18 protein-coding genes are annotated in these 23,331 nt (G+C 61.1%); 15 read left to right on the top strand and 3 right to left on the bottom strand.

Translation table 11 applies throughout. The features are described 5' to 3' along the window. Window positions 1–111 precede the first annotated feature (111 nt). The 7 genes from JZX88_RS13455 (at window position 112) to JZX88_RS13425 (ending at window position 8,757) form a co-directional block, all read left to right on the top strand. Window positions 112–912 carry a FadR/GntR family transcriptional regulator gene (locus JZX88_RS13455; RefSeq protein ID WP_174030037.1) on the top strand — a complete coding sequence of 267 codons (801 nt, stop codon included), beginning with the start codon at window positions 112–114 and terminating at the stop codon, window positions 910–912. Window positions 913–991: 79 nt separating this feature from the next. Next, window positions 992–2,500 (top strand): ABC transporter substrate-binding protein, encoded by a 1,509-nt coding sequence (locus JZX88_RS13450; protein ID WP_174030039.1) that lies wholly within the window; start codon window positions 992–994, stop codon window positions 2,498–2,500. 67 nt (window positions 2,501–2,567) lie between these two features. Then, on the top strand, window positions 2,568–3,515 hold the full coding sequence (locus JZX88_RS13445) for an ABC transporter permease (protein ID WP_006311351.1): 948 nt from the start codon (window positions 2,568–2,570) through the stop codon (window positions 3,513–3,515). Between the two features lie 10 nt (window positions 3,516–3,525). Continuing rightward, entirely contained in the window at window positions 3,526–4,398 is an 873-nt protein-coding gene (locus JZX88_RS13440) for an ABC transporter permease (RefSeq protein ID WP_206913872.1), read from the top strand. A gap of 21 nt (window positions 4,399–4,419) precedes the next feature. Then, complete coding sequence (locus JZX88_RS13435) at window positions 4,420–6,204, top strand: gamma-glutamyltransferase family protein (protein ID WP_206913871.1); 1,785 nt, start codon at window positions 4,420–4,422, stop codon at window positions 6,202–6,204. 4 nt (window positions 6,205–6,208) lie between these two features. Next, a complete protein-coding gene (locus tag JZX88_RS13430) occupies window positions 6,209–8,020 on the top strand; it encodes an ABC transporter ATP-binding protein (protein WP_206913870.1) in 1,812 nt (603 codons plus the stop codon). A gap of 125 nt (window positions 8,021–8,145) precedes the next feature. Next, on the top strand, window positions 8,146–8,757 hold the full coding sequence (locus JZX88_RS13425; protein WP_246753480.1) for an ankyrin repeat domain-containing protein: 612 nt from the start codon (window positions 8,146–8,148) through the stop codon (window positions 8,755–8,757). A gap of 24 nt (window positions 8,758–8,781) precedes the next feature. Here the strand turns inward: JZX88_RS13425 and JZX88_RS13420 are convergent, their stop codons facing one another. Both JZX88_RS13420 and JZX88_RS13415 read right to left on the bottom strand, forming a co-directional pair. Further along, window positions 8,782–10,899, bottom strand: a complete 2,118-nt coding sequence (locus tag JZX88_RS13420; protein ID WP_206913868.1) for an ATP-binding protein — start codon at window positions 10,897–10,899, stop codon at window positions 8,782–8,784. Continuing rightward, complete coding sequence (locus tag JZX88_RS13415) at window positions 10,896–11,642, bottom strand: response regulator transcription factor (protein WP_046801265.1); 747 nt, start codon at window positions 11,640–11,642, stop codon at window positions 10,896–10,898. The genes JZX88_RS13420 and JZX88_RS13415 overlap by 4 nt, the downstream gene beginning before the upstream one ends. Before the next feature lie 240 nt (window positions 11,643–11,882). Here JZX88_RS13415 and JZX88_RS13410 point away from each other — a divergent pair, with 240 nt between their 5' ends. The 4 genes from JZX88_RS13410 to JZX88_RS13395 all read left to right on the top strand — a co-directional run bounded on the left by JZX88_RS13410 (window position 11,883) and on the right by JZX88_RS13395 (window position 17,396). Then, window positions 11,883–12,881: an ABC transporter substrate-binding protein gene (locus tag JZX88_RS13410; protein WP_206914046.1), complete on the top strand. Its 999-nt coding sequence runs from the start codon at window positions 11,883–11,885 to the stop codon at window positions 12,879–12,881. Window positions 12,882–12,995: 114 nt separating this feature from the next. Beyond that, window positions 12,996–14,021, top strand: coding sequence for an ABC transporter substrate-binding protein (locus JZX88_RS13405; RefSeq protein ID WP_046801267.1), 1,026 nt, complete (start codon window positions 12,996–12,998; stop codon window positions 14,019–14,021). A gap of 85 nt (window positions 14,022–14,106) precedes the next feature. After that, window positions 14,107–16,338 (top strand): iron ABC transporter permease, encoded by a 2,232-nt coding sequence (locus JZX88_RS13400; protein ID WP_206913867.1) that lies wholly within the window; start codon window positions 14,107–14,109, stop codon window positions 16,336–16,338. Then, window positions 16,335–17,396 (top strand): ABC transporter ATP-binding protein, encoded by a 1,062-nt coding sequence (locus JZX88_RS13395; RefSeq protein WP_206913866.1) that lies wholly within the window; start codon window positions 16,335–16,337, stop codon window positions 17,394–17,396. The genes JZX88_RS13400 and JZX88_RS13395 overlap by 4 nt, the downstream gene beginning before the upstream one ends. Window positions 17,397–17,402: 6 nt before the next feature. Here the strand turns inward: JZX88_RS13395 and JZX88_RS13390 are convergent, their stop codons facing one another. Next, window positions 17,403–17,603, bottom strand: a complete 201-nt coding sequence (locus tag JZX88_RS13390) for a hypothetical protein (RefSeq protein WP_142842009.1) — start codon at window positions 17,601–17,603, stop codon at window positions 17,403–17,405. A gap of 185 nt (window positions 17,604–17,788) precedes the next feature. On the opposite strand from JZX88_RS13390, the gene JZX88_RS13385 reads away from it, so the two are divergent. From JZX88_RS13385 to JZX88_RS13370, 4 genes are all read left to right on the top strand, one after another. Continuing rightward, window positions 17,789–18,127, top strand: coding sequence for a GCG_CRPN prefix-to-repeats domain-containing protein (locus JZX88_RS13385; protein ID WP_065116802.1), 339 nt, complete (start codon window positions 17,789–17,791; stop codon window positions 18,125–18,127). Between the two features lie 176 nt (window positions 18,128–18,303). Next, window positions 18,304–19,293, top strand: coding sequence for a tripartite tricarboxylate transporter substrate binding protein (locus tag JZX88_RS13380; RefSeq protein WP_065116801.1), 990 nt, complete (start codon window positions 18,304–18,306; stop codon window positions 19,291–19,293). 462 nt (window positions 19,294–19,755) lie between these two features. After that, window positions 19,756–21,546 (top strand): ABC transporter ATP-binding protein, encoded by a 1,791-nt coding sequence (locus JZX88_RS13375; RefSeq protein WP_206913865.1) that lies wholly within the window; start codon window positions 19,756–19,758, stop codon window positions 21,544–21,546. A gap of 180 nt (window positions 21,547–21,726) precedes the next feature. Then, on the top strand, window positions 21,727–23,313 hold the full coding sequence (locus tag JZX88_RS13370) for an ABC-F family ATP-binding cassette domain-containing protein (protein ID WP_206913864.1): 1,587 nt from the start codon (window positions 21,727–21,729) through the stop codon (window positions 23,311–23,313). Window positions 23,314–23,331 lie beyond the last annotated feature (18 nt).

Raw genomic sequence — 23,331 nt, 5'->3', positions numbered from 1 at the left:
TGCGCATGCGCCGCACTTTACTTTCAAAAAAAAACGCCACATGCCCATATTTTGAGCGTGAAAAATCGTCGCTCAAAAATGCGCTTGACGTCGGCAAAAATTTCTCACCAAATGAACCAATATCAGATTGGTTCAGACAAATGGTGCGGCGTGGCAGCAGGCCCTAACGACAATTCCAACTACGCCTTGGCGCGGTTGCGTGACTATATTCAGGCGAATCACCTCGCGAGGGATGGGCGTCTGCCGACGGAACGGGCCTTTGCGGAGACTTTTAACGTCGGCCGCCGTTCGATCCGCCGGGCGCTGGAGGTTCTGGAAGCCGAAGGTCTGATCTGGCGGCGGCAGGGGGCCGGAACCTTTGTGGGTGAAAAACCGGATGATTGGTCCGCCCAGGTCACGGAACTGGTCGCCGGAACGGATTTCATGGAAATCATGGAAGTGCGCCTGCGCATAGAACCGCAGCTGGCGCAGCTTGCGGCCATGCGCGCCAAACCGGCCGAGGTGGAGCGCATGCGTGCGCTTGTTCAAAAGACCGGCCAGAGCACGGATGCCGACGCCAAGGAATTATGGGATGGCTCGCTCCATCGCCAGATCGCCCAGAGCGCCGGCAACAAGCTTTTCCTGTCGATCTTCGATGTCGTCAACCGCATTCGCCAGGACGATGCATGGCAGTCGATCCGCGAGCTTGCCCGGCGCAGCGGCACGAATGGCAGGGCGTCTTTCGAACAGCATATGGCCATTGTCGAAGCCATTGCCGACCGCGATCCGGCGCGCGCCGGTGAAGCCATGCGCCAGCATCTTCTCATGCATCAGGAAAGGCTGATCCGCGCCACCTCGCTCGGCTTTCTGGAGGAAGACACCGGGGAGGGCAATGCGGCTGAGGCTGATAATTCGCTGACCGAGGCCTCCTGAGGCCACGGGTGAAAACTGTCGTCCCGGAAGGGGCGGCCAATGACAAAAAAGTCAAAATAACCAGACCAGAGGAACGAACATGAAAAAGATCCAGACACTGACTGCGGCGCTGCTCGCCAGCGTATTGCTCGCCGCACCGGCGCTATCGTCCGAATTGCGCATCGGCCTCAATGACGATGCCGATGTACTCGACCCTGCGCAATCGCGCACCTTCGTTGGCCGCATCGTCTACACCGCGATGTGCGACAAGCTGGTGGACATCTCGCAGGACATGAAGATCGTGCCCCAGCTTGCCACCGAATGGGCATGGTCCGAAGGCGGCAAGGTGCTGACCATGAAAATCCGCGATGGTGTCAAATTCCACAATGGCGAGACGCTTGATGCGGCTGCCGTGGTCGCGACCATCGAGCGCAATATGACGCTGCCGGAATCGCGCCGCAAAAGCGAGCTCTCCTCGGTCGAAAAGGTTGAGGCGACGGGACCGCTGGAGGTGAAATTCACGCTGAAGACGCCCGACGTTACCCTGCTGGCGCAGCTTTCCGACCGCGCCGGCATGATCGTTGAACCCAAGGCGGCCAAGGAACTGGGCGCGAATTTTGGTTCGAAACCGGTTTGTGCCGGGCCGTTCAAATTTGTCGAGCGTATCCAGCAGGACCGTATCGTGCTCGAGAAATTCGCTGACTATTGGGACAAGGACAAGGTCCTCGTCGACAAGGTCGTCTATCTGCCGATCCCAGATACAACCGTGAAGCTTGCAAACCTTCGCGCCGGCGACCTCGATATTGCCGAACGCATTTCGGCGTCCGATGCGGAATCCGTCAGGAACGACGCCAAGCTGACCTATGCCGATATAATCGGGCCGGGTTACATGGCCATGTATGTCAACATGAACAATGGCGCGCGTGCGGATAATCCACTCGGCAAGGACAAGCGACTGCGGCAGGCGTTTTCCTATGCCATTGACCGCGAGGCGATCGGCCAGATCGTCTTTGAAGGCACCTCCAAGGGTGGCAATCAGGCCTTCCCGCCGACGAGCCCCTGGTTCAACCAGAGCTTGCCGGTACCGCCGCGCGATATCGACAAGGCCAAGCAGCTGATGAAGGAGGCGGGTTACGAGAAGCTCGACGTCGAGCTTCAGCACGCCAACAACACCACGCAGACGCAGATGATGCAGGTCATCCAGTCCATGGTGGCCGAGGCCGGTTTCAACGTCACCCTGAAGGCGACCGAATTTGCCACGCTGCTGTCCGAACAGACCGCGGGCAATTACCAGCTCAGCCGTTCCGACTGGTCGGGGCGTATCGATCCCGATGGCAACCTGCACCAGTTCGTCACCTGCAAGGGCGGCATCAACGATGTGAAATATTGCAATCCTGAAGTCGACAAGCTGCTGAACGAGGCCCGCGCCTCGACCGAAGATGCGGTGCGCAAGGAAAAATACGATGCCGCAAGCGTCATCCTCAACGATGACATGCCGATCATCTATCTTGGCCACCAGCCCTATGCCTATGCCATTTCCAACAAGGTCAAGGGCTGGGCGCCATCGCCCGATGGCATGATCCGCCTTCTCGGCGTTTCCAAGGACTGACAGCTTTGAACAGGTCGCACGGCTTGCCGTGCGGCCCCCAGCACCGGACTCAAACGGGGGCAATGCCATGCCTGTTTACATCGGCAAGCGACTGCTGGTCGCGATCCCGACGCTTCTCATCATTTCCATCTTCGTTTTCTCGCTGCAGAAACTCCTGCCGGGCGATCCGGTTCTTGCCATGGCGGGTGAGGAACGCGATCCCGCGACGATTGAATTCCTGCGGGAAAAATATCGCCTCAATGACCCCGTTCCACTGCAATATCTCAACTGGCTGGGCGGCGTGGTGACGGGTGATTTCGGCATCTCGCTGCGCACCAACCAGCCGGTGCTGGAACTGATCGGCCAGAAGCTGCCGGTCACCATTCAGCTGGCTGTCATGGCGATGTTCTTTGCCATGGTTATCGGCATTCCCATCGGCATCCTGGCCGCCGTCAAGAAGAATACGTGGATCGACTACACGGCCAATATCGTGGCGCTTTCCGGCCTGTCGATCCCGAATTTCTGGCTCGGTATCATGCTGATCCTGCTGGTGTCGGTGAAGCTCGGCTGGCTGCCGGCATCCGGTTATGAATCGATCTTCGTCGACCCTGTTCGTTCCATCGAAACGATGATCATGCCGGCTTTCGTGCTGGGCAACGCGCTTGCGGCAACGCTGATGCGTCATACACGTTCGGCGATGGTGGCGGTTTTAAGTTCCGACTATATCCGCACCGCCCGGGCCAAGGGGCTTTCGCCGCGCGAGATCATCCTGTCGCACAGTTTCCGCAACGCGTTGCTGCCGGTCATCACGCTGCTGGCGCTGCTCTTCGGCGAGTTGCTGGCCGGCGCGGTCCTGACGGAGCAGATTTTCACCATTCCCGGCTTTGGCAAGATGACGGTCGATGCGGTGTTCACCCGCGATTATGCCGTCGTACAGGGCATCGTGCTCTGCACCGCAGTTGGTTTCATTCTCATGAACCTTCTGGCCGACATTGCCTATGTCCTGCTCAACCCCCGCCTCAGGGCGACGATCTGAGGCTGATATCATGACCGTTCTCGATCAAAACCTATCCGTATCGGCGACACGGCAGGAAAGCCGCGCCTGGAAAAAAATGAAGCGCAACAAGTCGGCGCTTGTTGGCATGATCATCGTGCTGTTCTTCGCCGTGCTTGCCATAGCCGCGCCGATCCTGCCGATTGCCGACCCGGTTGCGACCAGCTGGTCGGCCATCCGCAAGGCGCCATCGGCGGCCCACTGGCTCGGCACCGACGATCTCGGCCGCGACATTCTTTCGCGCATGATCTATGGCGCGCGCGCCTCGCTGATGGCAGGTGTCGTCTCGGTGATGATCGCGGTGGTCATCGGCGTGCCCTTCGGCCTGATTTCGGGCTATTTCGGCGGCTGGGTGGATATGATCATCTCGCGCATCACCGAAGCGCTGCTCGCCATGCCCTTCCTGATCATGGCGATCGCGCTCGCCGCCTTCCTCGGCCCGAGCCTCACCAATGCGATGATCGCCATCGGCCTTTCCGCCATGCCGATCTTCGTGCGGCTGACGCGCGGGCAGGTGCTGGCGGTCAAGATGGAGGATTATGTCGAAGGCGCGAGGTCCATCGGCCTCAACCATATCGACATCATGACCCGTTACATCCTGCCGAATGTCTTTGCCCCTATCATCGTGCAGGCGACGCTGACGGTGGCGACCGCAATCATCGCGGAGGCGAGCCTTTCCTTCCTCGGTCTTGGCCAGCAGGCGCCGGCGCCCTCCTGGGGTTCAATGCTGAACACCGCGAAGAATTTCCTCAGCCAGGCGCCATGGATGACGATGTGGCCCGGCATCGCCATCTTCCTCGTCGTCATCGGTTTCAATCTTCTGGGTGATGGCCTGCGTGACGCGCTCGATCCGCGCGAAGCATGATTTTTTACAAGGAATATCGGAATGACTGAATTCACCACACGCCCTGAAATCCTTGGCACCTTCGGCGTCGTCACCTCAACGCACTGGATCGCCTCGGCCGTTGGCATGGCCATCCTCGAAAAGGGCGGCAATGCTTTCGACGCCGCCGTCGCCACCGGTTTCGTGCTGCAGATCGTCGAGCCGCATCTCTGCGGTCCGGGCGGGGATATGCCGGCCGTGTTTTATTCGAAGCAGAAGGACAAGGTCGAAGTCATCTGCGCACAGGGCCCGGCCCCGAGCGGTGCGACGATCGAACATTACACTTCGGAAGGGCTGAAACTGATCCCCGGCGACGGGCTGCTGGCCACCGTCATCCCCGGTGCCTTCGACGGCTGGATGCTGATGCTGCGCGATTATGGCACGATGAGCGTGCGCGACGTGCTGGAACCCGCCATCTATTATGCCGAGCAGGGGCATCCAACGCTGCCGCGTGTCTCCGCCACCATCAAGGGGCTGGCCGATTTCTTCGAGAAGGAATGGCCGACCTCGCATGAGACATGGCTGCCGGGTGGTGCCGCACCCGAGCCTCACGCCAATTTCCGTAATCCGGTTCTGGCTGCGACCTATCAGCGGATCGTCACCGAAGCCGAAGCGCGCACCGGCCGCGAAAACCAGATCGAGGCGGCGCGCGATGCCTTCTACCGGGGTTTCGTTGCGGAAGCTATCGACAGTTACGTAAAGACGACGGAAGTCATGGATGCCAGTGGCACACGGCACAAGGGCGTGCTGACGGCGCAGGATATGGCCGGCTGGAGCGCGACCGTCGAAGCGCCACAGACGCTTGATTATCACGACTGGACGATTGCCAAGACGCCCGCCTGGGGACAGGGTCCGGTTCTGCTGCAATCGCTTGCGCTTCTGAAGGGCTTCGACATTGCAGCGATGGACCCGTCCGGGCCTGATTTCATCCACACCATCGTTGAGGCCATGAAGCTCGCCTTTGCCGACCGTGAGGTCTATTACGGCGACCCGGAATTTGGTCAGATACCAACGGAATATCTTCTCTCCGAGGGTTATAATGCCGGACGCCGGGCGCTGATCGGCCGCGAGGCCTCGCTGGAGCTGCGCCCCGGCACCGTGCCCGGATACGAAAATCAGGTGGACGCCACCATGGCGATGCTGGCCGAGATGAGCGGCAAGGGCACCGTCTACGAGCCGACCATGTCGCACCTGACGGAGAAGCGCGGTGACACGGTGCATATCGACGTCATCGACCGCTGGGGCAACATGGTGTCCACCACGCCGTCGGGTGGCTGGCTGCAATCGTCGCCGGTCGTGCCGGGCCTCGGTTTCGCACTCAATTCCCGCGCCCAGATGTTCTGGCTGAAGGAAGGCCTGCCGACCTCGCTCGCGCCGGGCAAACGCCCGCGCACCACGCTCACGCCCTCGCTCGCGCTGCATCAGGGGCGGCCCTCGATGGTCTTCGGCACACCGGGGGGCGATCAGCAGGACCAGTGGCAACTGCCTTTCTTCCTGCGTTATGCCCATCACGGCAAGAACCTGCAGGCGGCCATCGACATGCCTTTGTTCCACACCTCGCATTTTCCGGGCTCGTTTTATCCGCGCACCAGCTCGCCGGGTGAAATCATGGTGGAAAGCACAGCGGGTGAGGCGACGCTCGATGAGCTTCGCCGTCGCGGCCACCGGGTCACGGTTGCCGATGCCTGGTCGGTCGGGCGATTGACAGCAGCAAGGCGGGATGCGGACGGCCTGCTGCGGGCGGCCGCCACGCCGCGGCTGATGCAGGCCTATGCGGTGGGGCGGTGAGACCATGGAAACAAAACCCGTCCTCTCCGTCCGTAACCTGACCACGTCCTTTCTCGTTGATGACGAATGGAAAAGCGTCGTGCGCAACGTCTCCTTCGATGTTGCGCCCGGTGAAACCGTTGCGATTGTCGGCGAATCCGGTTCCGGCAAGTCCGTCACTTCCCTGTCGCTCATGCGTCTGCTTGCGCCTTCCTCCAGCCGGATCGAAGGCGAAGTGCTGCTCAATGGGCGCAATCTGCTGGCGCTTTCCGAAAAGGAGATGCGCGGCGTGCGCGGCAACGATATTTCGATGATCTTTCAGGAGCCGATGACCTCGCTCAATCCGATCTTCACTATCGGCCGCCAGATTTCCGAAGTCCTCATCAGGCACAAGGGGCTTTCGAAACAGGAGGCGCGGGCGGAGACGGTGCGGCTTCTGGAAAAGGTGCGTATTCCCAATGCGGCCAGCCGTTTTGACGAATATCCGCACCAGTTTTCCGGTGGCATGCGCCAGCGGGTAATGATTGCCATGGCGCTCGCCTCGCGGCCGAAGCTGCTGATCGCCGATGAGCCGACGACGGCGCTCGACGTCACCATTCAGGGCCAGATCCTCGATCTCATCAAGCTGCTGCAGGAAGAGGAGGGCATGTCGGTCCTCTTCATCACCCACGACATGGGTGTGGTGGCCGAAATCGCCGACCGGACGATCGTCATGTATCGCGGCGACGAGGTCGAGACCGGGCCGACCGATGAGATATTCAAACGCGGCAAGCACCCCTACACGCGGGCGCTGCTTTCGGCGGTGCCGAAGCTCGGCTCGATGCGCGACCGGCAATGGCCGACGCGTTTTCCGGTGCTCGACATGAAAACCGGTCTTTCAACCGAGCCTCAGGAGGTGGCTGAGACCGTGGCGAGCGGGCAGACGCCGGTCCTCTCGGTCAAGAACCTTGTCACGCGTTTTCCCATCCGCTCCGGCCTGCTGGCGCGGCAGACGGGTGCGGTTCATGCCGTCGAAAACGTCTCCTTCGATCTGTTTCAGGGCGAGACGCTTGCGCTGGTCGGTGAATCCGGCTGCGGAAAATCCACCACGGGCCGCTCGATCATGCGCCTCGTGGAGCCGTCGTCCGGCGATGTATCGCTCGATGGCTACGATATAATGCGGCTCGATACCACCGGCCTGCGCAACATGCGCAAATCCGTCCAGATGATCTTTCAGGACCCGTTCTCGTCGCTCAATCCGCGCATGACGGTGGGCACGGCGATTTCCGAACCGTTCATCAAGCACAGGCTGGGCACCACGAGACAGGCGAAGGAAAAAACCGCCGATCTCCTGGAAAAGGTTGGCCTGTCGGCCGATATGGCCGGCCGCTACCCGCATGAGTTTTCCGGCGGCCAGCGCCAGCGCATCGCCATTGCCCGGGCGCTTGCGCTTGATCCCAAGGTCATCGTTGCGGATGAAAGCGTCTCGGCGCTCGATGTCTCGATCAAGGCGCAGGTCTGCAACCTGTTGCTCGACCTGCAGCAGAGCCTCAACCTCGCTTTCCTGTTCATCTCGCATGACATGGCAGTGGTGGAGCGCGTCAGCCATCGTGTGGCGGTGATGTATCTCGGCGAGATCGTCGAAATCGGCCCGCGGGCGGCGGTCTTCGACAATCCGCAACATGCCTATACGAAAAAGCTGATGGCGGCGGTGCCGGTGCCCGATCCGGCGCGGCGCGGTATAAGACGCAGCGTTTCCAATGACGAGCTGAAAAGCCCCATACGGGCAATGGGTTATGAAACACCGGAGCGCACTTACAGGACCGTTTCACCCGGCCATTTCGTGCAGGTGGCCTGAGGCGGCAAAAAGCGGGTCTTGAAGCGAATGCCGGTCGTCTGGAATAATGGTGCTGCCCGCACCACCGGTGCCGGCATTCTTTCGAGGTGGTGATGCGACGACTGGTTTTATGTGGAGTGCTGATGATGACCCTTGGCGCAAATGCTCAGGCTTCCGTTCTGGAAGCGGTAACGGCGAAGGATCGCGTGCGGCTTGAACAACTGCTGAAAAGCCGTGGCGCCACCGAAGAGCGGAACGCGCAGGGCCAGACGCCTCTGCTGGTTGCGGTGTGGCAAAATGATGTGCCGGCGGCACGCCTGCTTATCGAGGCCGGTGCCGATGTCGATGCCCGCGACAATATCGAAGACAGCCCCTTTCTGGTGGCGGGTGCACAGGGCAGAACCGAAATTCTGCGGATGATCCTGAAAAAGGGTGCAAATCTTGAAAGCACCAACCGCTTTGGCGGCACGGCGCTCATTCCGGCTGCCGAAAAGGGACATCCCGAAGCCGTCGATATGCTGCTTGCAGCCGGTGTGGATGTCGATCACGTCAACCGGCTCGGGTGGACGGCCCTGCTTGAAGTCACAATCCTGAGAGATGGCGGCGCGGTATCGCAGCGGATCGTCCGGTCGCTTCTTGCCGGTGGTGCTGACGTTGCGGTGAAGGATTTTGATGGAAGGACCGCGCTTGCCCATGCCCGCGGAAGAGGGCTGACGGAAATCGTTGCACTGCTGGAGGCCGCCGGCGCGAAGGACTGATCGCCCGGGTTTGTAACGCCGGTATTATGCCGACCTCTGCGCCAGCCCGGTGCCTGCCGGAAATGTCAGCTGCACCTTCGCCCCTTCACCCGGTTTCGAACTGATATGCGCCTCGCCGCCGCTCTGGCGCACGAAGCCATAGACCATGGCAAGGCCAAGGCCCGCGCCGCCATGGTCCCCACGGGTGGTGAAATAGGGCTCAAAGGCCTTGTCCACCGCCTCCGGCGTCATGCCAATGCCTTCGTCGGTGACCGATATCACCAGTGCATCCTTCTCGCAGGCCGCCTCGATCGAGATCAGACCGCCATCAGGCATGGCGGCCGCCGCATTGAGGCAGAGGTTGAGGATGGATTGCTCGAAAAGCGCCGGGTCGAGCGGGATTGTGGGAAGATTGTCATCGAGGTTGAGCGCGATCCGGCATTTGGGGCCGACCGCGATCTCGAGAATATCGGCCATGCCACGCAGCAGGTTGGCGACATTGATTGAGCTTGGATGGATCGGCTGCTGGCTGCCGATGGTCAACATGCTGCTGGCGAGAGACCGGCCGCGATCCGCCGCCTTGCGGATGCGGGCGATGTGGCGGTTCTGGCGGTCGTTGAAGCCCGCCTCGCGCTCCAGCAGGCCAAGGCTGCCGGTGATGATGCCGATCATGTTGCCCACCTCATGGCTGACCTGGTGGGTCATGCGCATGATGCCGTCCAGCCGCTGGGCCTTTACGGCTTCCGCCTCCTGCCGGTCTAGTGCTGTGACATCGCGGGCAAGCAACACGATGCCGCCATCCGGCTGGCGCGACATCGATACTTCGATCACCCGCTCGTCCGTGGTGCGGTGGCGCACGACGGCGCGCTCCATCAGTTCGCCCTTTTCGCTCTCGAAGGGCAGCAGCATCGGATCGATTTCCGGGACCGGCTCGACAAACCGGCGGATCGGCAGTTTGCGCGACGAGCCGGAGCGTCCAACCAGTTCGATGATGCGGCGGTTCATGGTGATCGGCCGGCCGGTTGCATCAAACAGCGCTATGCCCTCATTCATGTTGCGGAAGGTGGAGCGGATGGTGCGGGCCGCCGCTTCCGCCGTGCGCCTGAGGCGCGAGACGCGGTCGACGCTGTCATGAAAGGCGCGGAATGCATCGAGCAGGCGGATCAGCTCCGTTTCCGAGCCGCTATAGGAGGGCGGGCCGACATCCTTTTCGCCTTTGGCAAGCGCATTCATGCCGTTGGAGAGCGCGGCGATCCCGCGTGACACCCGCATCACCGAGCGGATGGAGAGGATCGCCACCACCAGAACCAGAAGGGAGGCGACGGCCACGATGACCAGCAGGCGACTGAGCGCATCGGAGGTGGAGATCAGGTCTTCGTTCAGGCTGCGGGCAACCGCATCGCCCTGGGTTTCCGTGACATGGGAAAGATCGCGCGATACGGTGTGAAGGCGGGAGACCGAGGCGCGGATGGCGAACATTTCGAGGAGATAACGGCTCTGGGCTTCGAAGACCCGCTCATAGGGCTGCATTTCGGCCACGGGCAGGCGCTCGCCGGGATAACCCTGCTGGCGCGCCGTGGTTTCCGCCACGTAGCGGCGGCGCAGTTCGCCCAGCTGGAAAAGGCTGTCGGATGCGGAGGCGGCCTGCACGATGCCGTTCATGCGCCGGCGCAGCTCCGGGTCGAGGATGCCCTGACCGGTGGCGATTTCGCCCAGTGCCGCCGCCGCTTCCGCCTTGTGCGCCTGCGCGGCATCGGCATCCTTCGCAAGATCGAGCGTCTGCGCCCGGATAAGCTGGAGCAGTTCAACGATGCGTTCGCTCGCAAAGCCACGCACTGCCCGCTCGCCGCTGCCCGGCCCGGTCATTTCCAGCAGCAGGTCGACCTGCTGGACGACGGAGCGGCTTTCGCTGGAAACGCGATAGGGTGAGGCGGCATTCATCAGGAAAGGTGCGCTGGAGACGAGATCGGAGACCTGCCGCGAGACCAGCGATGCCTTGGCGAGACTGGAAAAGGCCTGCAAGCCATAGGCCGCCATCTCATCGCGGGCGCGCTGCAGGCCATAGATGGCGATGGCCGACAGGCTGAAGACGAGGACGCAGGTAAAGACGATCGCAAAGGGCAGGCGAAAGGCAATCGAGGAAAGGAAGGAACGGCTGATCACGGGGAAAGCTCGCCCTCATCGGTATGGAGCACATATCCCTTGCCGCGCCGTGTCTTGATATGGCGCGGCAGGTCGGGGTTTATCTCGATCTTGCGCCTGAGCCGCAGCACCAGCACATCGACATTGCGGTCGATATAGCGGTCGCTTTCCGAACCCAGCCGGTCGAGGATCTGCGAGCGGCTGACGGGCTGGTTGGGCGTTTCGGCGAGAATTTCCAGCAGCGCGAATTCGGCGCTGGTCAGCGTGCGGCTGCGATCCGCGAGGCAGACGGCCCGGCGGGCATCGAGATCGATCGCCCAGTCACCGAGGCGAAGCGCCGTGCGGCCATGATCACGCTCGCTGTCCTTCTCCTGTTTCAGCGAGGGGATCGTCCGGCGCAGAACGGCCTTGATCCGCGCCGTCAGTTCGATGGGTTCGAAGGGTTTGACGACATAATCGTCGGCGGCGGTTTCCAGACCGAGAACCCGGTCGGCGGCGCTGCCGGCGGCTGTGACCATGACAATGCCGATATCACTATCGACCTTGCCGCGTAGCCGCTGGGCGAAGGTGCGGCCGGATGTGCCGGGCAGATTATGGTCAACGAGCACCAGCTGCATCCTGTCCCGCGCCAGTATCTCGTCCGCTTCCTCCGCGGAGCGGGCGCAGGTGGGCAGCCAGCCCTCGGCCTCGACGAGGTCCGAGATAAGCTCGGCCATATCAGGATCGTCCTCGACGATCAGAATGCGAACCTTCTGATTAAGCACTGCATCTTCCTCCCGCCGTCATCATAGGCGCGGCTGCGGCGATCTTCAAAGGCTCGCTGGTTATCTCCCCTGTCATAATTGTAATATCTGTAATCTTGTTCGGCGGTGCGGTGAAAGATTGGTAACCATTCTTCGATTGCGGTACGGGCCGAATGTGACATGCTGTTGGTGGAGACTGGAACGGGGAGGTTCCAGGCAGGGAGGCTTTAAGTGAAACGATTGACCGCACTTGCGGCGAGCATGGCTTTATGGCTGTGCGGCGCAGGGCATGGCATGGCCGAGCCGAAGTTGAACGTCCTGTGCGGCGTCGACGAAGCCTGGTGCGTGGCCATGCAGCGGGCTTTCGAGGCAAAAAGCGGCCTTGAGATTTCGATGGTTCGCAGGAGCACAGGCGAAATTCTCGACCAGATTCGTGCCGAACGCTCCCACCCGACAGTCGACGTCTGGTGGGGCGGCACCGGTGATACCCATCTGCAGGCCGGCTCGGAAGGGCTGCTGGACGAATATCAGCCGCTGCATCCTCGGGATCTCTTGCCCTGGGCGCAGAATTTTTATGCCATGTCCGGATCAAGGTCCGCCGGCATTTATGCCGGGGCGCTGGGCTTTGCCTATAATTCTGAACTGCTCGCCAGAAACAATCTGCCGGCGCCCACATGCTGGAAGGATCTGGCCAAGGATATTTATCGCGGCCATATCCTGACCGGCAATCCGAACTATTCCGGCACCGCCTTCACCATGCTCGCCACGCTGGTCCAGTTGTTTGGCGAGGAGGAGGCCTTCGGTTTCATGACGAAACTGAACCAGAATGTCGTGGGTTATACCAAAGTGGGTGCAGCGCCCGTCAAGGCGGCGGCACGGGGCGAGGTGCTGATCGGGATTTCCTTCATGCATGACGCGGTGACCCAGAAGATCGAAGGATTTCCGCTGGTCATCGTCGCTCCCTGCGAAGGCACCGGTTACGAGATCGGGGCGGTTAGCATCGTCAAGGGCAACCGCAATACGGCCCTTGCGCAGGATTTCGTGGAATTTGCGCTGAGCCCGGAAGGGCAGGCGACCGGGGCTGCGGCCGGCCAGAACCAGGTGCCTTCCAATGCCCGGGCGACATTGCCGCTGACGGCACCCGATATATCGATGATCAAGATGGTGGATTACGACTTTGCCACTTTTGGCCAGCCTGAAGAGCGAAGTCGGTTATTGAGCCGCTTCGACAGCGAAATCCACCCGAGCCAGACCCAGTAGGGGTCAGAAAACCGACATCCCAAAAGACAGCGTGCGCGCCGCAGAGCGCCGCGACCGGCAGCGCCATGTCCGCGCGTGCCCAGGAATTCAGACGCAAGCTACAGGAGGATAACCATGCGACTGACAATACTTTCCACCCTGCTTTTTGCCGGCACGGCACTGAGCGCCGTTTCCGCGCAGGCGGCGGGCGAACTGAACCTCATCTGCTCGGCCGATGTCGTGATCTGCGAACAGATGAAGGGCGATTTTGAAAAGTCGCACGATATCAAGGTCAATATGGTGCGCCTGTCTTCTGGTGAAACCTATGCCAAGGTGCGCGCGGAAGCCCGCAACCCGAAGACCGATATCTGGTGGGCCGGTACCGGCGATCCGCATATGCAGGCGGCCTCGGAAAACCTGACGCTGGAATACAAGTCGCCGATGCTCGACCAGTTGCAGGACTGGGCCGTGAAACAGGCCGAAAGCACCGGTTACAGGACTGTCGGCGTTTATGCCGGTGCGCTGGGCTGGGGCTACAACACGGAAATCTTCAAGTCGAAGGGTTACAAGGAGCCGAAGTGCTGGGCCGACCTGCTGGCGCCGGAACTGAAGGGCGAAATCCAGATCGCCAATCCGAACTCTTCAGGCACCGCCTATACCGCGCTTGCCTCGCTCGCGCAGATCATGGGTGAAGATCAGGCGATCGACTATCTGAAGAAGCTCAACGTCAACATCTCGCAATATACCAAGTCGGGTTCCGCACCGGTCAAGGCGGCGGCGCGTGGCGAGACGGCGCTCGGCATCGTCTTCATGCATGATGCGGTGGCGCAGACGGCGGAAGGCTTCCCCGTCAAGTCGATCGCGCCTTGCGAAGGCACGGGTTACGAGATCGGCTCCATGTCGATCATCAAGGGCGCACGTAACCTCGACAATGCCAAGACCTGGTACGACTGGGCGCTGAAGCCGGAAGTGCAGTCGCGCATGAAGGACGCCAAGTCCTTCCAGCTTCCCTCCAACAAGACGGCGGAAGTGCCGAAGGAAGCGCCGAAGTTCGAGGACATCAAGCTCATCGACTACGACTTCAAGACCTATGGCGACCCGGCCAAGCGCAAGGCGCTTCTGGAGCGCTGGGACCGCGAAGTTGGTGCAGTCGCCAACTGATCTTAACTCCGGCGACAGGCATCCCGGCTTTTTAAGCCGGGGTGTCCGCCACTCTTTCATCGGCATGAAATAAGCGAGGTCGGCCATGACACGTGGCAATCGCAGGCTGGACATCGTCCTGGCGCTCGGGGCTTTTGCCCTCATTCTTCTCCCCTGGTATCGCATCGAAGGCGGCTTTTTCAGCTTCCGCTGGCTGTCCGGATTTTTCTCCACCGCCAGCAATGCGCCAGGCGTGCTGCAGATACTGTCCTATGGAAAACCATGGCTTGTCGGCATCGTTCTTTTCTTCCTCGCCGCATGCCTTGTCCGGCCGATGCGTGATCCGATGCGCCGGGGCGGGTTGCTTGCCTTTATCGGTGCTGCCGGTCTCGTTTTCCTTGCCTTGCAGGGGCTGGCGATCGGCTTTACCGGCTGGACCTGGACGGTGAGTGAAAACCTCTTCGGCATGCTTGCCGATGGTCAGGCGTCCATGGGGGCGGGTGCCGTCGTCATGTCATTCGTCTTCGTGCTTCTCTTTGCCTTCGGACTTGCCGAACGTGGCGTCATGAAAGGCGACGCCTTTGTCGTCGGCGCCATTTCCGTTCTGGTGTTCCTCGTTGCGGTTTTTGTCTTTTATCCGATCGGCAGCATGCTGATCGCCTCCGTTCAGGATTTCGACGGCTCCTTCAATGCCGATGGCTTTATCCGCAATATCAAGGATCCCGGCATCTGGAGCCTTCGCTGCGTCACGGGTGAAGAGCGTTGCGGCGTTGCCTGGCGCACATTGTTTCTGGCCCTTATGACCGCCTTCGGCTCGACCGTGCTCGGGCTTGGCTTTGCGCTGATCGCCACCCGTACGCGCTTTCCCTTCAAGAAAGGCCTGCGGCTTCTCACCGTTCTGCCGATCATCACGCCGCCTTTTGTCATCGGCCTTGCGCTGACGCTGCTGTTCGGCCGCGCCGGCGTCGTCACCGAATGGCTTTCCTATCTTTTCGGCATCGAGCCGGGTCGGTGGCTTTATGGCATGACCGGCATCTGGATCGCACAGGTTCTTTCTTTCACGCCCATCTCGTTTCTGGTGCTGATCGGCGTGGTTGAAGGTGTCAGCCCGTCGATGGAAGAAGCCTCGCAGACGTTGCGTGCCGACCGCTGGCGCACCTTCTGGCGAGTGTCGTTGCCGCTGATGAAGCCCGGTCTCGCCAATGCCTTCCTGATCGGCTTCATCGAGAGCATGGCGGATTTCGGCAATCCGCTGGTGCTTGGCGGCACCCATGGCGTGCTGTCGACGGAAATCTTCTTTGCCGTCGTCGGCTCCCAAAATGATCCCTCCCGCGCCGCGGTTCTGGCGATCATCCTCCTGTGCTTCACGCTTTCGGCCTTCCTTGCCCAGCGTTTCTGGCTGGCAGGCAAGAATTTCGCCACGGTGACGGGCAAGGGCGACAGCGGCGCGCATATCGCCCTGCCGCGCGGCCTGTCCATCGGCGTTCACGCCATCGTCGTGCCGTGGATGGTCTTCACCATCGTCGTTTATGGCATGATCCTTGTCGGCGGTTTCGTGAAGACCTGGGGTCTCGATAATTCCCTGACCTTCGATCACTACATCCGCGCCTTTTCCGTCAGCTTCTCTAACGGCTCTATTGCCTGGACGGGCGTTGCCTGGAACTCGTTCTGGACGACGATGGAGATCGCGCTGGTTTCGGCGCCGCTCACCGCTGCCGTTGGCCTGCTGACCGCCTATATCATCGTGCGGCAGAAATTCGCCGGGCGGAACCTCTTCGAATTCGCACTGATGATGAGCTTTGCCATTCCCGGCACGGTCATCGGCGTCAGCTACATCATGGCCTTCAACCTGCCGCCGGTGGAAATGACCGGTTCGGCACTCATCCTCATCGCCTGCTTCGTCTTCCGCAACATGCCGGTTGGCGTGCGCGGCGGCATCGCGGCGATGAGCCAGCTCGACAAGAGCCTCGACGAGGCCTCGCTGACGCTGCGGGCCAATAGTTTCCGCACCATCCGCAAGGTCATCCTGCCGCTCTTGAGACCCGCGATCACCGCCGCACTGGTCTATTCCTTCGTGCGCGCCATCACCTCTATCAGCGCCGTCATCTTCCTCGTCAGCGCCCAGTACAACATGGCGACGTCCTACATCGTCGGCCTTGTCGAGAACGGCGAATATGGTGTGGCGATCGCCTATTCCTCGATGCTGATCGTGGTGATGATCACCGTCATTACCGGCTTCCAGCTCATTGTTGGTGAGCGACGCCTGCGGCGCGAAAACCGCGTCGCCGGCCTGCCATCCGCTTCCTCCGTTCCTCTTGCCCAGGAGAAAACCGCATGATTTCCGTAAAACCCGGCTCCGTCACCTTTCAGAATGTCCGCAAGACCTTCGGCGCCTTCACCGCCATTCCCGACCTGTCGCTCACCATCGAGCCCGGCACGCTGGTAACCCTGCTCGGTCCCTCCGGTTGCGGCAAGACGACGACGCTGCGTATGCTGGCGGGTCTTGAACATCCGACCAGCGGCCGCATCCTCATCGGCGACAAGGATGTGACCATGCTGCCTGCCAATGAGCGCGATGTCTCGATGGTCTTCCAGTCCTATGCGCTTTTCCCCCACATGACGGCGCTCGATAATGTCGCCTACGGCCTGCAATCCTCGGGATTGCGCAAGGCGGAAGCACGGGAAAAGGCGGAAGAGGGGCTGAAGCTCGTCGGCCTCGCCGGCATGGGCCACCGCCTGCCCGCCGAACTTTCCGGCGGCCAGCAGCAGCGCGTCGCGGTTGCCCGCGCTTTGGTGCTGGAACCGCAGGTGCTGCTGCTGGACGAGCCGCTTTCCAACCTCGATGCCCGCCTTCGCCGCCGGGTGCGTACCGAAATTCGCGAATTGCAGCAGCGGCTCGGTTTTACCGCCGTTTATGTGACGCATGATCAGGATGAGGCGCTGGCGGTTTCCGACCGGATCATCGTGATGAAGGATGGCGAGATCGCCCAGTCGGGTGCACCGCGCGATCTTTACGAAGCCCCGGCCTCCGCCTTCATCGCCGACTTCATGGGCGAGGCGAATGTCGTTGGCTGCGAGGTGATCAGCATTGAGGGGCCCGATGCGCTGATTCGCGTCGGCGGTATCGATCATCGCGTTTCGGCGCGCAATGCCCGGCCCGGTCCGGCCAAGCTTGCCGTGCGCCCGGGTTCGATTGCCATTGGCCAGCCGGGAGGGCAAGGGGTTGCCGGCCGGGTGCTGCACAGCGCCTATCTCGGTGGTCATGTCGAATATGAAGTCGAGACCGATATCGGCACGCTCTTCATCGTCGACCATGCGGTCGAGACCAGCCTGCCGCCGCAAAGCGATGTCACCCTCGGATTTAAGAACCGCGGCATTGCGCTGATCCAGGCCTGACGGGCGTCAGTCCTGCGGATCGGGCACGATCCACCAGAACAGCTGCACGAGGTCGCTCCAGGTGCGGGCGAGATCGTCGATTGCGGCATTCACCTCCATATAGAGGTGAATGCCGAGCAGCGTGAAAAGCCCCAGCAGCAGCCATGGCCAGATCGGGCGTCTGCCCGCTGGCTTCGGATCGTGCTTTTCGTCCTGATTGATGTCCAATCGCTGTCTCCCCGTCGCCTTGAGACCTAGGGCCAAAATCACGCGGCTGCAACCATGCGTCAGGCTGCGTGGCCTCATCCTCGCCATGAAGTGCGATTTCCTGCCACGAAAACACCCAGATTCATTCAGCCGCAGTTCACCCGCCGGAGCGCTAAATCCCCCCATCCCATAAGGAGGGAGATGACATGCGTAAGATGATTTTTGGCGCAGGAATGATTCTCAGCGCCCTGTTCGGCACCGGCGCGAACGCCATGCCCGTGGGTCAGCCATCGGCACCCGCGACATCCAATGTTCAGACCGTCGACTATGCCTGCGGACGCGGCTTTCATCTGTCGCCGCGCGGATATTGCCGTCCGAATGGTCCGCCGCGTTACGAGCGTGGCTGGGACAGGCGCGACCGCTGGGAAGGTCGCCGCGAATGGCGCGAACGTCAGGCCCGCAGAGAATGGCGGGAACGGCGAGACCGCCGCGACTGGCGGCAACACCGTGAATGGCGTGACCGTCGCGATTATTATCGCTGGTAACAAGATAAGGCCCTTCCTTAACCGGGAGGGCCTTTCCCGTTGGGGCGCGGCTTCAGGCCCGTGTGTCTGATATCCTCCTGGCGCCGGTTTCCCGGCCGCGGCGCCCACGGCTTGCTCTCAAGGGCATTTGAGCTACTATGCCGGCATGGCGGGGAGGCCATGTTGAAGGAGGGTTCATGAATTACCGGTTTTCGAAACGGCGTATGGTGTTGAAGCTTGCCGCCACGGCAGCTTCTTTTTGCATGCTGGGAATGACGGCGAGCGCCGAAGGTTTTCCCGATCGGACCATTACACTGGTCGTGCCTTTCGCGGCGGGCGGCTCCACCGATGTGGTGGCGCGCGTCATCGCGCAGAAGATGGGCGATGAGCTTGGCCATCAGATCGTCGTTGAAAATGTTGCCGGTGCCGGTGGCAATCTCGGTGCCGACCGTGTCGCGCGGGCCGAGCCAGACGGCTATACGATCCTGATGGGCACGGTTGCGACCCATGCGCTCAACCCGCTCATCCTCAAAACAAAGCCTTACGATCCGGAAAAGGATTTCGCCCCGGTGTCCTTGCTGGTGGTGGTGCCGAATGTGCTGGTGGTCAATCCGAAGCTCAATGTCAACAGCGTTGCGGAACTGATTGCGCTTCTCAAGGCCGAGCCGGACAAATATGCCTATGCCTCTTCCGGCAATGGCACGCCGCTGCATCTTTCAGGCGAGTTGTTCAAGAGCATGGCTGGTGTCAGCATGCAGCATGTTCCCTATAAGGGGGCTGGTCCTGCGCTCAACGATCTTCTCGGCAACCAGATTTCGATCATGTTCGACAATCTGCCGTCGTCATCAGGCCACATCAAGTCCGGCACGTTGCGGGCACTTGGCGTAACCACGGCCGAGCGTGCCTCATCCTTCCCGGACCTGCCGACCATTGCCGAGACCGTGCCGGGTTATGAAACCTATACCTGGAATGCGCTCTTTGCGCCGGCAGGCACACCGGCCGAAGCGATCGACAAGCTGAATGCCGCCGCCAAGAAAGCGCTTGCCGATCCGAACGTGGCCGCGCGCATGGCGGAGTTCAGCGCCAAGATCGTCGCTTCGTCACCCGATGAGCTGAAAAGCCACGTTGCCGCCGAAATCGCCAAATGGGAACCGGTGGTCAAGGATGCAAATGTCCAGATGGACTGATCGGGAACGATAACCCCGGTCCGTTGATACTGTGCTGCGCGCGCCGTTCTGGGGCGCGCAGTATCACCTGCTGCTGAATACCCATAGCCGAAGCTGCCATCATGGCTCGTCCTGAGACGGGCCTGTCGCATCGGCCAATGTGTCGTTTCCGCATCACTTGCCACAAGGTTGCAAAAATCGGCTTGGCAAGCTCAAATCACTCAGCTACAAAACGTATCACCGCGTCAGATCAAACAAAGGGAGGCGTTGCATGACACCAGCATTCACCGAAATCCTCCCGCAGGGAATGACCCGACACTAGGTCATATCCATTCGCGGCCCGCCCTGCGCGCGCCCGACATGCGGCTTTTCCTTCATGGCCCGATTGATCTGACGGGATCATTCCGTCTCCCGTCCGGGCTGTGCCATCCAACTTCCGTTTTGAGGACCGGTTGCCGATTTTCTGGCGCCGTGCTGGTTAAAATGTCTCGCAAGAAGCTCGATTTCCGCGCCGATGCCTATCGTCATGTGCTCGGCTTTGTTTTTCACCACTGGAGCCACCGGCCGGCACTGGTGGGTTTCATCATCGTGCTGGTCATTGCCAGCACGCTGGCCGAAGTCATGGTACCGGTTTTTTCCGGTCAGATCGTTGATGCCATCGCCGGCGGCAACGGTGCGGACAAGGCGCTGCACGCCTTTGTCATCGTGGTGTCGCTTGGTCTTACCAGCGTGGTGCTGCGCTGGTTCATCTTTAACGGCATCATCAGGCTCACGCTGAAAACCATGGCTGACGTCACCAATAACGGCTTCCACAAGGTGCAGCGTTTCTCCACAGACTGGCATGCCAACAGCTTTGCCGGCTCCACGGTGCGCAAGATCACGCGCGGCATGTGGGCGCTGGATTCGCTGAACGACCTGCTGCTCATCGCCCTTCTGCCGTCGCTGGTGATGCTGGTCGGCGCCACCATCGTGCTCGGCAGCTACTGGCCGGTCATGGGCCTCATCGTCGGCCTGGGCTCGCTGATCTATGTCGGTGTCACCGTGGCTCTTTCCATGGGTTATGTGTCGCCTGCGGCGCGGCTTGCCAATGCCTGGGATACAAGGCTTGGCGGCGCGCTGGCGGATGCCATCAGCTGCAACTCGGTCGTCAAGGCCTTCGGTGCCGAGACGCGGGAGGAAACGCGGCTGGGTCATGTGCTGGTGAAATGGGATAACCGCACGCGCAGAACATGGCGGCGCGGCACGCTGAATGGTACCATTCAGAGCTTCATGATGGTGTCCATGCAGGCCGGCATTCTCGGCACCGGCCTCATCATGTGGCGACAGGGGCTGGCGACGCCGGGTGATATCACCTTTGTGCTCGCCATGTTCTTCGTGCTGCAGGGTTATCTGCGTGACGTGGGGCAGGATATCCGCAACCTGCAACGTGCCGTCAACGATATGGAAGAGCTGGTGCTGCTGGACAAGATGCCGCTTGGCGTCGAAGACAGGCCGGATGCCGCGCGGCTTGACATCGGCAAGGGCGAGATCGTCTTCGATCACGTCACGTTCCAATATGGCGCGCATCCCACTCCGCTTTATGATGACTTCTCGGTCACCATCAAGCCGGGTGAACGTGTGGGGCTGGTCGGCCATTCCGGCTCGGGCAAGACGACCTTCGTCAAGCTCATCCAGCGCCTCTACGACATCAGGTCGGGTGCAATTCGCATCGACGGGCAGAATATTGCCGATGTGACGCAATCGAGCCTGCGCGGCCAGATCGCCATCGTGCAGCAGGAGCCCATCCTGTTCCACCGCACGCTGGCGGAAAACATCGCCTATGGCCGTCCGGGTGCCTCGCGGCGTGAAATCGAGCAGGCGGCAAAACAGGCCAGTGCCCATGAGTTCATCATGTCCCTTCCAAAAGGATATGAAACCATGGTCGGCGAACGCGGTGTCAAGCTCTCGGGCGGGGAACGCCAGCGCGTCGCCATTGCCCGTGCATTCCTCGCCGATGCGCCGGTTCTGATCCTTGACGAGGCCACCTCGAGCCTCGACAGCGAAAGCGAAGTGCAGATCCAGCAGGCCATGGAACGGCTGATGGTTGGCCGCACGACGCTGGTCATCGCGCACCGGCTCTCCACCGTCAGGGCGCTGGACCGGCTGCTGGTGTTCGACAGGGGCAAGATTGTCGAAGAAGGCGACCATCAGGCGCTTATCCGCCTCAATGACGGCATCTACCGCCGGCTGTTCGAGCGGCAGGCGCTGGAACTGACCAAGGGCCTGGTGGCCTGAAACAACGAGACGCCGGAGTTCATCCTCCGGCGTTTCATCCGCAACTTCAAACCAGTGCCACGAACGCGCCGCTTTTTTTCATTAGTAGCGTTCTCTCCGCAATACCAACAGGATGGTGAACCATGGATTTCAACCCGATCACAAAGCCGCAACGCCTTGTCATCAGGGGAAACCATATCCATGCCTTGTTCCATCACCCTTTCAGACCTCTCATGGTCCACGCCTGACGGTCATCCGCTCTTTTCCAATATCAATCTTCGCTTCGGTCCCGAACGGGCCGGGCTTGTCGGGCGCAACGGCGTCGGCAAGACCACGCTTCTGAAGCTGATTGCCGGTGAATTGTCGCCGTTCTCCGGCACGGTCTCCGTCTCCGGCAGAATCGGCGTTCTCAGGCAAATCGTGCAGGTCATGCCGGGGGAGACCGTCGCGGATCTTTTCAACGCGCGTGCGGCGCTCAAGGTTCTTTCCAGCGCCCAGGCGGGGTTGGCCACACTCGAAGAGCTTGGCGACGTTGACTGGATGCTGGAGGAAAAAATTGCCGATGCGCTGGCTGCGGTCGGGTTGGACGCTTCGCCGTCAACGCTGCTTTCGGCACTGTCCGGCGGGCAGCGCACACGGGCGGCACTTGCAGCCCAAATCCATGCCGCCCCGGACTTCCTGATCCTCGACGAACCGACCAACAATCTCGACCGTGACGGTCGTCTGTTCGTTGCCGATTTTCTGAGGGGGTGGCGTGGCGGAGCGATTGTCGTCAGCCATGATCGGGAACTTCTCGATACACTTGATGCGATCGTCGAAATGACGACGCTGGGCGCAACCCGTTATGGCGGCAACTGGAGCCATTACCGCGCGCAAAAGGCGCTGGAATTGGCCGCCGCCGAACAGGATCTCGCCAGCGCCGAGAAGCGCCTTTCCGAGGTAAAACGTCGGTCGCAGGAGGCACTGGAACGCAAGGCCCGGCGCGACGCAAAGGGCGCCGCCAAAGCGGCAAAGGGGGATATGCCCCGCATTGCCGCCGGCGGCATGAAAAGGCGAGCCGAGAAGACCAGCGGCGACAATGCCAACCTCGCCAGTCGCCTGAAAGCCGAAGCGACCGAGGGTTTGCAGACGGCGCGACAGCGGATCGAAGTCCTTCAGGACCTTACTGTCACCCTGCCACCCAGCGGGTTGCACAAGACCAGGACCGTGCTGAGCCTGCAAAACCTGACCGCGGGATATTCGGGAAAACAGCCCGTATTTACCGATCTGTCCTTCGAAATCACCGGCCCGCAGCGCGTGGCCGTGACAGGCCCGAACGGATCGGGAAAAACCACGCTGCTTTCCGTGATCAGGAAGGAACTGCCGCCATTGTCAGGGACGGTCCACCTCGGTGTGAGGTCTGTCTTTCTGGACCAGCAGGTCAGCCTGCTGGATCCGAAGCTGTCGATCCGCGACAATTTCCTTCACCTCAACCCGCAGGCCGGGGAGAATGCCTGCAGGTCAGCGCTTGCCCGCTTCATGTTTCGTGCCGACGCCGCCTTGCAGGTTGTCGGAACGCTTTCGGGTGGCCAGATGCTGCGCGCAGGTCTCGCCTGCGTTCTTTGTGGTCCGCAGCCGCCGCAACTGCTGATCCTCGATGAACCGACGAACCATCTGGATATCGATTCCATTGCGGCCGTCGAGGCCGGCCTGCGGGCCTATGACGGCGCGCTCCTGGTTGTCAGCCATGATGAAGCGTTTCTCGGCAAGATTGGCATCGACCGACGGCTTACCCTTGGGCGGCCGTGAGGTCTGTTCTTCCATGTG

The sequence above is a fragment of the Agrobacterium sp. OT33 genome (assembly GCF_017313365.1).
GTDB classification, from domain to species: Bacteria; Pseudomonadota; Alphaproteobacteria; order Rhizobiales; family Rhizobiaceae; genus Agrobacterium; species Agrobacterium rhizogenes_A.
Note: the sequence above shows the minus strand (reverse complement) of the source record. Positions and strands in the feature narration are given on the sequence as shown.